Genomic DNA, 10,520 nt, shown 5'->3' on the forward strand with positions numbered 1-10,520 from the left:
GGCGCGCATCAGGCGCACGGCCAGCACGTACTGGCGGCCTATGTTGTGCGCCCCCACCCTGACGGGGAAGTTGATGAAGCGCACGGGCACACGGGCACCCGCCGCCAGCAGAGCGAACACCAGCACCGAACTGACTGCCGCCGCCCAGACCTCGCCGGACACACGGCCGCCCTGCTCCCTGTACAGAACGAGCACGGCCACCCAGCCCAGGAGGACGAGAAGCAGCGCCACGCCGTCCAGCACCCAGTCCGCCACAGCAGGGCGATAATGCACATCGGGACAGCCACGTCCCGAGAAGGGACCCATGTTGATGGAAAACGGATTGAAATTCTTGATTCGTATCATATCGGTAAGGAGTTAAAGGAGTTAGAAGAAGTTATCGTCCGCCATAAGCGGACTTCGGGGTTAAAGGCCAATAGTTATCCCGACGGGCACAGAATGGGCATGAGCTTTGGGGCATCCCTGCTCAATCTTCCGTTTCGTTGTCCTCCGCCCGTTTCTTCGCCTTCTTCAGCCGCCCGCTCTTGCGCAAGGCTTCGTTGATAATCCACTGAAGCTGGCCGTTGGTGCTGCGGAACTCGTCGGCAGCCCACTTCTCGATGGCGTCCATCGTGGCGGCATCTACCCGCAGGACAAAACTCTTGGTTGTATTTTCTTTCTTGGTAGCCACTTCAATTCATTGATAGTTAACTGTTTCTTTGGTCTATAACTTTCAGGCAATCAACGTATATCCCTGCCTCGGATGAAGCCGGCGATGTCGTCTGCCACATAGTCGGGGACGGGGACTGCCTTCTGATACTCAAAAGGTGTGGCCTTGCCCTTTCCCTCCTGCAAGAGGTGGTTCAGCGCAGGATAGGACTTGAAGGAGGCGTTCCCCTTCTTCAGCAGCCCCACCCGCCACAAACCGTAGTCCAGCATGGTCACCTGGTAGTCGCGCTCGCCCTGAAGCACCAGCACGGGACACTCCAGCGAGGCGGCGGTGGCAATGGGATTGTAACGCTTCAGGAATTGCCAATACTCTTTCGGGATGTTGAGCGGCAGGGGAATGCTGTCGTTGAAGGCATCCGTACCCAGCCGCTTCACGTTGTCCACTTGCCGCTTCAGCCCGTCCAGCTGCGCCTGGGCCTGCCCGCTCGCGCCCGACAAGGAAGCGATGTACTCCGACTGCTCCAGCAGGGCGTCCTCAAACGGGCGCACCAGCCCCGCCAGGACGATGATGCCTGCCACCTTCCCCGACCGCTCGGCAATGCGCGGTGCCATCATGCCGCCCTGACTATGGCCGAGCACGAAAACGCTGTCCGCCGCCACCTCGGGCAGAGTACGGGCCAGGGCCACCGCTGCCACGGCATCGTCGCCGGTCTCTACATCCATGTCCAGCTTCCTTCCCAGCGGAACGACGTCGGCACCATAGACCCGCGTACGCTTGTCGTAGCGGACAACGGCTATGCCCCGCCGTGCCAACAGCCAGGCCAAGTCACGAAAAGGTTTGTTGGGGCCTATGGTCTCGTCGCGGTCGTTCGGCCCCGACCCGTGTACCAGCACTACGCAGGGCACTTTGCGGCCGTCGGCCACGCGGGGCAGGGTCAGCGTGCCGGGCAGACGGAAGCCGTCAGCACCCACGGTGATGTCACGCTCCTCCATCACACGGTCGTCGAAAGAGACGGCAGGCGCCGCCACCGGCTCGGGGGCGGGCACCACGCGGATGGTGTTCATCCGCCCGTCGGCATCGAAAGCCAGGAGCAGACGCAGGCGGTAACGTTCAAAGACCAGGTCGCGGCAGTAGAGCGTCACGCCCTGCGCCTGTTCCAGCTTCCACGCCCCGGCCTGCTTCAGCGGGCCGAACTGCGCTTCCAGCTGACGCCAGGTGTCGTTGAACACGGCCGGGGAAAGCTGCCGCCGGGCCTCATCGTTCAGCGCCGCATAAATGCTGTCGCCACGCCCGGCCGCCAGGTGTCCATACATACGTTCCGCACGGGCCAGGACGTTGTCCTGCGCCCGGCCTTCCAGGACGCTTCCGCCCAAAAGGAGAAGTAAAGTCCATATCGTAAGTTTCCAGTGATTCATTTTCAAATCCTTGTTTTTAATGGTTCATCTTCAGCCAACGGCTGTAATAATAGTAGTCCAGGTAGTACTTCACCGCGCCGCCCACGAAAGCCAGCGCCACGAGAACCAGACTGCGCAGGCGGAAGCGGTCGGCCCAAAGGGCACCCTCGAAGCCATCCACGGACCACCAAATCAGGTCGAGAACCAGCGTCACCACAGCCACCGCCAGCGCATACACGCCTCCGGTAAAGAGCACGAAGAGCGGCTTGTTGCGCAGGTAGAGGCGGTGCGTCAGGTTGCCCACCACCACGCGCCTCGTCTCCACACGCGGACGGCGGTAGAGGCAAACGCCCCGGACAATGAAGAACACTCCGACCAGTATGAAAGCCGAAATGCCGCAGAGGTTGCCCCAGTCCATCAACTGCCACTGACGGCCGAGTATCCAGGCAAACGCCAGCACGATGAACAGCCCCACCCCGATGCCGGAACCTGCCGTCAGGCGGGTGCTGCACTGATAGACCACTTCACTGCCATGATTGAATGCAGACATAGGTTTTGAAATTTGAGTTTTTGAGTTTTTAAGTTTTTAAGTTGACGAGGGGACGAGTTGACGAGTTAACGAGGGTATGAGGGGTGGCTTGTCAACTTGTTAACTCGTCAACTTGCCTCCTTGTCAACTTGTCTCCTTGTCCCCTCGTCAACTCAAAACTCATCAATGGTTCAGCGTCCCCGTGTTCACCACCGGCTGGGCGGCCTCGTCGGCACAGAGCACCACGAGCAGGTTGCTCACCATGGCGGCCTTCTTCTCCTCGTCCAGCTCCACGATTTCGTCCTTCGACAGTTTGTCCAGCGCCATGTGTACCATGGACACGGCGCCCTCCACAATCTTCTCACGCGCGCTGATGATGGCCGACGCCTGCTGGCGGCGGAGCATCACGGCGGCAATCTCGGGCGCGTAGGCCAGGTAGTTGATGCGGGCTTCCAGCACCTCGATGCCCGCCATGGCCAGGCGCTCGTTCAGCTTCTGCTCCAGCTGTTCGTTGATTTCCTCGCCGCCCGAGCGGAGGGTCAGCTCGCCGTCGGCACCCTCGTTGTCGTCGTAGGCATATTGTCCCGCCACCTGGCGCAACGCGGCGTCGCTCTGTATCTTCACGAAATTCTCGAAGGCGTTCATGCGGTTGGCCACGGCGTTGCCCAGGTTGACGGACTTGCCGTCGCCCGAAGTCGTCCCTGCGCTCGCCATGGTCTGCGAGTCAATCTCAAACATCGCCTTGTACGTGTCCTTCAGCCGCCACACCAGCACCAGGCCGATGAGGATGGGGTTGCCTATCTTGTCGTTCACCTTGATGGGCTCCACGTCGAGGTTGCGCGCGCGGAGAGAGAGTTTCTTGGCCTCCATGAAGGGGTTCACCCAGAAGAAACCCGTCTCACGGAACGTGCCCTTGTACTTGCCGAAGAACACCATGGCCCGCGCCTCGTTGGGCTCCAGCATCATGTAGCCGCAGTTCAGAATAATCCACAGCACCGCCATCACGGCGCCCAGCACATAGAGCAGCGCGCCGCCCGACACAAAGCACCACACCGTGGCGCCTGCCCACACAAACAAAAAGAGGAAAAGGGCCAGAAAGCCGTTCATCCTAAAACCGTTGAAATTCATTTCTTTCGCTTCCATATCGTTTCGAGTTTTTGAGTTTGCAAATCCGGGAGAGACAGGCGGGTCCGGAAACACCCGGAAAACAGCAGGCCCGGCCGCCTGTCCGTTCACGAACTAAGTGATATTATTTTGATATCACAAATATATCAATTAAAACAAACAGCGCAAGCATACGGAGCCATAAAAGCGCCTGTTTTTAAACAAGATTAACAGAACGGAGCGTTTCCGCCCGCATACGGGCGACGAAAGCGGGCGGAAGTGCCCTGCGCAGGCAGAACGGAGAGGGAGCAGGAAGCCGCCCGGAAGGATGCACGCACGGTCTGCGGACGACGCTTGCATGGCCCGTGGACGATGCTTGCATGGTCTGCGGACGACGCTTGCATGGTCCGTGGACAACGCTTGCATGGTCTGAAGACGATGCTTGCACGGTCTGAAGGCAGATTTTCAAGGCCGGAAGCGGCCCTGCGGAGCGGACAGAAAAAAAGCCCGGCCGGAGACATTGTATCTCCGGCCGGGCCAGAATATCCTATCATGTACGCCTTCTCAGGGCAGCCTGCCGGCTCACCGAAGGCTGCACAGGTTTACTTCAGCGCTGCCAAAGCCTCCTTGATGCGACGGATGGCCTCGACGATGTTCTCGTCGCTGGTGGCATAGCTCATGCGGATGCAGTCGGGGGCACCGAAGGAGGCGCCGCCCACGCAAGCCACGTGGCCCACTTCGAGCAGGTACATGGCCAGGTCATCGGAGTTGTTGATGCGGCGGTCGCCGGCAGACTTGCCGAAGAACGAGCTGCACTTGGGGAAGAGGTAGAAGGCGCCCTGGGGCACGTTCACCTCAAAGCCCGGCACTTCCTTGGCCAGCTTGACAATGAGGTCGCGGCGGCACTGGAAAGCCTGGCGCATCTCCTCTACGGGAGCCTGCGTGCCCGTATAGGCAGCCTCGGCGGCCTTCTGGGACACGGAGCAGGGGCCTGAAGTGTACTGGCCCTGCAGCTTGTTGACGCCTTTCACAATCCATTCGGGCCCGGCAATGAAACCGATGCGCCAGCCGGTCATGGCGTAAGCCTTGGACACGCCGTTGACAATGATGGTGCGGTCTTTCATCGAGGGCACCTGGGCGATGCTGTGATGGCGGCCGATGTAGTTGATGTGCTCGTAGATTTCGTCGGCAATGACGTAGACCTGCGGGTGCTTTTCGAGCACGGCGGCCAGCGCGGCCAGCTCTTCGCCGCTATATACGGAGCCCGTGGGGTTGGAGGGCGAGCAGAGTATCAGCGCCTTGGTCTTGGGCGTGATGGCAGCTTCGAGCTGGGCGGGCGTCATCTTGAAGTCCTGCTCGATGCCGGCAGTGACGATGACGGGCTTTCCCTCGGCCAGCTTCACCATTTCGGGGTAGCTCACCCAGTAGGGGGCGGGCACGATGACCTCGTCGCCCGGGTTCACCAGCGCCAGAATGGTGTTGCACACCGACTGCTTGGCACCGTTGGCGCAGGAAATCTGTGCGGCGGTATATTCCAGACCGTTTTCTTTTTTCAGTTTCTCCACAATGGCGTTGCGCAGGGCGGGATAGCCCGGAACGGGAGAGTAGCGGGAGTAGTTGTCGTCAATCGCCTTCTTTGCAGCCTCTTTAATGTGGTCGGGGGTGTTGAAGTCAGGTTCACCGACGCTCAAGTTAATTACGTCCACGCCTTGAGCCTTCAGCTCGGCGCTCTTCTGAGACATAGCCAGTGTCGCGGAGGGCGACAGACTGTTCAAACGATCTGATAATTGATTCATTTTGTTTCTATTTTTAATGGTTGTTAGCTTTCCTACTGCAAAGGAACGGAATTTCTCTGACAAAAGAAAGCAATCGGTCATTTTACTTGTTGAAATGCAGGGTGTGGCCCATGCGCTCCTTCTTGGTGAGCAGGTAGCGCTCGTTGTAGGGGTTGGGCGTGGTCTCGATGGGCACGTTCTCGGTGATTTCCAGTCCGTAGGCTTCCAGCCCTACGCGCTTCACGGGGTTGTTCGTCAGGAGGCGCATCTTGTGCACGCCCAGTTCGCGGAGGATTTGCGCGCCTACGCCGTAATCGCGCTCGTCGGCCAGGTGGCCCAGGCAAATGTTGGCATCCACCGTGTCCATGCCGTCTTCCTGCAGCTTGTAGGCTTTCATCTTCTCCATCAGCCCGATGCCGCGTCCTTCCTGGTTGAGGTAAACGATGACGCCCTTGCCGGCCTTCTCAATCATTTCCATGGCCTTGTGCAGCTGCTCGCCGCAGTCGCAGCGCTTGGAGGAGAAGATGTCGCCCGTGGCACACGAGGAGTGTACGCGCACCAGGATGGGCTCGTCGGCCGCCCAGGTACCCTTGAAGAGGGCTACGTGCTCCAGGCCGTTGGACTTCTGGCGGAAGGCAATGAGGCGGAAGTCGCCGTGCGCGGTGGGCATGTGCACTTCCACGCCTTTCTCCACAATGGACTCCTGCTTCAGGCGGTAGGCGATGAGGTCGTGGATGGAGATGAGCTTCAGGCCGTACTGGTCTGCCATCTGGCGCAGTTCGGGCAGGCGGGCCATGGTGCCGTCGTCGTTCATCACTTCCATCAGTGCACCGGCGGGATAGAGCCCGGCCAGGCGGCACATGTCTATGGTGGCCTCGGTGTGTCCGGCGCGTCGCAAGACACCCTTCTCCTGGGCGTAAAGCGGGTTGATGTGGCCGGGACGGCCGAAGGTGGCGGGAGTGGAAGCGGGGTCGGCCAGGGCCTGAATAGTGGCGGCACGGTCGGCAGCGGACACACCGGTCGTGCAGCCTTCCAGCTTGTCGATGGTCACGGTGAAGGGAGTGCCCAGCACCGAAGTGTTGTCCAGCACCTGGTGCGGCAAATCCAGTTCCTTGCAACGCGACACGGTGATGGGGGCACAGAGCACGCCACGGGCGTGTTTCAGCATGAAGTTCACCTTCTCGGGCGTAATCTTCTCTGCGGCAATGATGAGGTCGCCCTCGTTCTCGCGGTCTTCGTCGTCCACTACAATGACAAAGTTGCCGGCCTTGAACTCTTCAATGGCCTCTTCTATGGTATTCAGCATTACTTTTTCCATATCCTGTCAGGTTATTTTTGTTGGTTCTTGTTCATGGTCTCTATGATGTATATCACATCGTTGTTGGTCTTGATGATGCGCTCCACGTCCTTCTCCAGCCGCAGGCGGAAGGCCCAGATGCGGAAATAGAAGAACAGGCCCACGGGGAACACGACGCCGCAGAGGATGTTGAGCCAGTAGATGCGGAAGGGGCGTACATGGGCGTGGACGGATATCACGGGATAGTTGTTCAGCGCAGTGAGCAGGCTGACGGAGCGTGTGTTTGACATTTCCTCTATCAGCGCCTCCAGACGGTCGTTGATGCCCACCATCACCTCATCGCGCGTAGCGGAGCCCATCCAGAGCTTGAAGTAGTTGGGAGCCTGTTTCAGCCTCTTCTGCTGCGCGTACGTGCGGCACTCTTCGGAAAGTTGCTGCAAGCGGCCGGGCAGAGTGGCGTAGTCGGGGTCGTGAATGATGACCTCCTTGCGGAAAAGATGGCGGCGGCTGCGTATGCCGACCAGTTTCTTGAAGAAGTTGATGTAGGCATCGGCATTGAGCACCACGGAGTCATTGTTGGACTTGTAGGTAAGAAAGGCTCCCAGCGGGGCCAGAATGGCCGTACTGGTCCACATGCCCATCCAGACAATCCACTTGCCGTCGCGGGCCATCTTGAAACCCGTATTGTTGATGATGTAATAGACAATGAAGAGGAGCACCGACACCACCACAGGCATACCCAGTCCGCCCTTGCGGATGATGCCTCCCAGCGGGGCGCCGATGAACAGGAAGATGAGACAAGCCAGGGAGAGCGTAAGCTTCTCGTGCCAGGCGGTCATGTGGCGGCGCAGGCTGGTTTCGGTCTGTGCGATGCTGAAGCTTTTGAAACTCCAGTCGCTGGCCGCACTCTCGGCACGGCTCACAGCCGTATTCAGCACTTTCTGCTTCTGCGCCAGGGTGCTTACTTCCAGCAGACTGTCTATGTCATAGTCCTCTATCCGCGCTTCTTCCATCCGTACCGTATCTCTGGAAGTCAGGTTGGCCGCTACCTGATAGGGGCCTTTCATGGCTTCGTTGAAGTAGGCCCGGCCCACACTGTCATTCTGTAACTTCATGGAATCTATATCCGCCTGCAGAGTCTTCATGTTCTTGCTGCTGGGCGCGTTGCTCATGATTCCTTCGTCGGCCATATTGAAGTCTGAGTCAAACTCTATGATGGCATGCTTCTCACGGAAACTTTCCCGGCGGTAGGGCACGTTCTTCTGGCTCATGTTCTGCGACTTCAGGTTCTCAAACTGTTCGCCGCTGTAAAGGTGCAGGTAGAGGTGCTGCTTGTCGGCCGTCATTTCCAGACGGGCGGAGTCCGCCTTAATAATCTGGGCGTTTTCAAAGCCCTTCTCAAAGTTATAGATAAGTACGTCGTAGAGCATGCCCGTCTTGCGGTCCTTGTGCTTCACGTACAGGTTGTAGCCGTCTATTTCGTCGTAGAACACGCTCTCAGGGATGTCCAGTTCGGGAGATTTCTGCTTCATGGATATGACCAGCGTACCCAACTTGGCCTGGGCCTTTGGCCCGACAACATTCTGGAAGTAGAAAGAAACACAGCAGATGAAGCCGATGAACACAATGAGCGGGCGCATGATGCGCAACAGGGGAATGCCCGCCGCCTTCATGGCCAGCAACTCGAAGCGCTCGCCGAAATTGCCGAAAGTGATGAGCGCCGCCAGCAGGATGGCCAGCGGCAGCGATATGGGCACCAAAGTCAGGCCCGAATAGAAGAAGAACTGAGCCAGCACGCTCATTTCAAGCCCCTTTCCTACCAGTTCGTCCACATAGCGCCACAGGAACTGCATCATGAAGATGAAAAGGCAGATGAAGAAAGTGCCCGCGAAGAGAAGGCCGAAACTCTTCAATATAAATATATCTAACTTTTTTATGCGCAGCATTTTACTTGTATCATGCAATGGAGACGCAAAAGTAGCACAAAAAAGGGAGTAGAGGAAATTTTTCCATGAAAGTTAACTAAAATCCGCACGTTCTGCGCAGTGTCTCCACCTGCGACTCCCACAATTCGCGCAAATCGCCCACTTCGTCAGCGGCGGCAAAATCGGTTATTTCCAGCACAAAGTCGTTCGTCAGTTCGCTGTTCGTCATTTTCAGTTCAAAATATTCGCGTGGACTTTCATTGTCCAGCCAGCGGAAACGGATGAACGAATACGAACGCATGGCAATGATTTCCGCGCTGCGCTTCTCCGTTTTTCCCCAATAAAATGTCACTGTCCGGTCGTCCGAGTCCACCTTGTCCGCAAACCAGCCCTCCAGACCGGTAGGGGTACTTATGGCGGACCAGAGTATGCTTTTAGAAGTTGCATTCAAAAGATATTCCAAATGTACTTTCTTTCTTTCCATAATCCTTCCGTATTTTCTAAATGTGCCGCCAAATTAACTACTTTTTTCCAATAAGAAAAAATAATTTGGCAGAAATTCCGTCTGCGGAACACGGGCGCCGCTGCTTGCACCCGGATTTCGGGGATGCAATTTCCTGACGGAGGAAATAAAAGGCGCCATCCATGTACCCGGCATGCCCTGCGCAACAACCCATTATCACCGGACGGCAACGTAAGGGTTGGAAAAACCGACGCAGGCCACATCCGGCCCTGTCACTCATACTTCCACCTCCTCCTGACGGTACTTGCCGACCGGCAAACGGCACTTACACGACGGAAACGCCACTCAAACGCCGTCATTCCCCACCCCTTGAGAGCCTCCAGAGGGCGATATTTGCTCTTTTTTAGCCCATCAGGCAAGAAAAAGAAGCAAAAGTTTTGCCAGTTCAAAGAAATGCTCTATATTTGCACCCGCAATCGAGAAACGATGGCGGGATAGCTCAGCTGGTTAGAGCGCATGATTCATAATCATGAGGTCCCCGGTTCAATCCCGGGTCCCGCTACACCGAAAGAATGAGACTGTTGAGTGGCTTCCACACTTGGCGGTCTTTTTTATTTCTCCCCCAAATCATCCAGCCTCCCCGAAAAGAAAACTTTCTTTTTTTTGCAGCAGAGAAAACGAAAAAGGGAATGCACCGCAGGTAGCGGCGAATTCCCTTTTTCCCTTGTATATTGCGGAGAGAACGAGATTCGAACTCGTGATACCCTTTAGGGGTATACACGCTTTCCAGGCGTGCCTCTTCAACCACTCGAGCATCTCTCCTTTCTGTTTCGGCGCGCAAAGTTAACAGAAGTTTCCGGATTTTCCAAATTCTGACGGACAAAGTTTTCGTTGTATCGGAATACGTAAATCAGTCCGCATTCTTCCAGAACACCGAGCTCCTCCACTCCTTACAGAGATTCATCAAAGACCTTGCATGAGCCTGAGTACCCTTTTTCCATTTTTGTACCCATCTTCTCCTGTCACAAAATAGAAAGTCATAGTGGTTGCAAATTCACAATGGCAATAATACCAATCAACGTAAGTATTCGGTAAACTACAGGTATTGAACCTTTATATACAATAATAGCGACTGTCACTATAAACCTAATAGTTGCAGTCGCTATTCTTTTGTTGAACCTATATGTTGCAGTCAGTCAGCAGTGTTTTCCGGATTCCTCCCCTTGTTTTATCAGTACACTTTCCGGATGTTGCATCTTCCATTTGTGCGGGAGCAGTTCCAGCAGTTCCTCATGAGTCGCCTTCTTGTGATAGGGCATTCTGGCAATGACATCATTCAGATAATCCCTTGGGTTTACATCATGTGCCTTACAGGTGGCCAGCA

10 protein-coding genes and 2 tRNA genes are annotated in these 10,520 nt (G+C 56.6%); 1 reads left to right on the forward strand and 11 read right to left on the reverse strand.

The window, feature by feature from the left end:
* The 9 genes from Q1Y74_RS11695 to Q1Y74_RS11735 form a co-directional block, all read right to left on the reverse strand.
* Nucleotides 1–345, reverse strand: a 345-nt coding sequence (locus tag Q1Y74_RS11695; protein WP_300814506.1) for a hypothetical protein, incomplete at its 3' end; no start/stop codon positions are given.
* Between the two features lie 121 nt (nt 346–466).
* Nucleotides 467–670: an Arc family DNA-binding protein gene (locus tag Q1Y74_RS11700; protein WP_300814507.1), complete on the reverse strand. Its 204-nt coding sequence runs from the start codon at nt 668–670 to the stop codon at nt 467–469.
* A 50-nt stretch (nt 671–720) separates the two neighbouring features.
* The gene (locus Q1Y74_RS11705; RefSeq protein ID WP_300814508.1) at nt 721–2,064 is read right to left on the reverse strand and encodes an alpha/beta fold hydrolase; all 1,344 of its coding nucleotides are present in this window, start codon (nt 2,062–2,064) and stop codon (nt 721–723) included.
* Between the two features lie 16 nt (nt 2,065–2,080).
* Nucleotides 2,081–2,593, reverse strand: coding sequence for a hypothetical protein (locus tag Q1Y74_RS11710; RefSeq protein WP_300814509.1), 513 nt, complete (start codon nt 2,591–2,593; stop codon nt 2,081–2,083).
* Between the two features lie 162 nt (nt 2,594–2,755).
* A complete protein-coding gene (locus tag Q1Y74_RS11715) occupies nt 2,756–3,715 on the reverse strand; it encodes an SPFH domain-containing protein (RefSeq protein ID WP_300814510.1) in 960 nt (319 codons plus the stop codon).
* Between the two features lie 563 nt (nt 3,716–4,278).
* On the reverse strand, nt 4,279–5,472 hold the full coding sequence (locus Q1Y74_RS11720; protein WP_300814511.1) for a pyridoxal phosphate-dependent aminotransferase: 1,194 nt from the start codon (nt 5,470–5,472) through the stop codon (nt 4,279–4,281).
* Nucleotides 5,473–5,554: 82 nt separating this feature from the next.
* A complete protein-coding gene (locus tag Q1Y74_RS11725) occupies nt 5,555–6,769 on the reverse strand; it encodes a bifunctional 3,4-dihydroxy-2-butanone-4-phosphate synthase/GTP cyclohydrolase II (protein ID WP_300814512.1) in 1,215 nt (404 codons plus the stop codon).
* An 11-nt stretch (nt 6,770–6,780) separates the two neighbouring features.
* Entirely contained in the window at nt 6,781–8,694 is a 1,914-nt protein-coding gene (locus tag Q1Y74_RS11730) for an LptF/LptG family permease (RefSeq protein WP_300814513.1), read from the reverse strand.
* Nucleotides 8,695–8,770: 76 nt separating this feature from the next.
* A complete protein-coding gene (locus Q1Y74_RS11735; RefSeq protein ID WP_300814514.1) occupies nt 8,771–9,157 on the reverse strand; it encodes an START-like domain-containing protein in 387 nt (128 codons plus the stop codon).
* A 467-nt stretch (nt 9,158–9,624) separates the two neighbouring features.
* Here Q1Y74_RS11735 and Q1Y74_RS11740 point away from each other — a divergent pair.
* Nucleotides 9,625–9,698, forward strand: a tRNA-Met gene (locus tag Q1Y74_RS11740).
* Between the two features lie 172 nt (nt 9,699–9,870).
* Here the strand turns inward: Q1Y74_RS11740 and Q1Y74_RS11745 are convergent.
* Nucleotides 9,871–9,958, reverse strand: a tRNA-Ser gene (locus tag Q1Y74_RS11745).
* 374 nt (nt 9,959–10,332) lie between these two features.
* A partial coding sequence (locus Q1Y74_RS11750) for a transposase domain-containing protein (protein WP_300814515.1) occupies nt 10,333–10,520 on the reverse strand: 188 nt, incomplete at its 5' end.

It is taken from the genome of uncultured Bacteroides sp. (genome assembly GCF_949298305.1).
In the GTDB taxonomy this organism is placed as follows: domain Bacteria; phylum Bacteroidota; class Bacteroidia; order Bacteroidales; family Bacteroidaceae; genus Bacteroides.

What these genes read in the sequence shown, in the direction of transcription:
- Q1Y74_RS11705 (WP_300814508.1), bottom strand. Translation starts at nt 2,064, where the DNA reads ATGAATCACTGGAAACTTACGATATGGACTTTACTTCTCCTTTTGGGC.
- Q1Y74_RS11710 (WP_300814509.1), bottom strand. Translation starts at nt 2,593, where the DNA reads ATGTCTGCATTCAATCATGGCAGTGAAGTGGTCTATCAGTGCAGCACC.
- Q1Y74_RS11715 (WP_300814510.1), bottom strand. Translation starts at nt 3,715, where the DNA reads ATGGAAGCGAAAGAAATGAATTTCAACGGTTTTAGGATGAACGGCTTT.
- Q1Y74_RS11720 (WP_300814511.1), bottom strand. Translation starts at nt 5,472, where the DNA reads ATGAATCAATTATCAGATCGTTTGAACAGTCTGTCGCCCTCCGCGACA.
- Q1Y74_RS11725 (WP_300814512.1), bottom strand. Translation starts at nt 6,769, where the DNA reads ATGGAAAAAGTAATGCTGAATACCATAGAAGAGGCCATTGAAGAGTTC.
- Q1Y74_RS11730 (WP_300814513.1), bottom strand. Translation starts at nt 8,694, where the DNA reads ATGCTGCGCATAAAAAAGTTAGATATATTTATATTGAAGAGTTTCGGC.
- Q1Y74_RS11735 (WP_300814514.1), bottom strand. Translation starts at nt 9,157, where the DNA reads ATGGAAAGAAAGAAAGTACATTTGGAATATCTTTTGAATGCAACTTCT.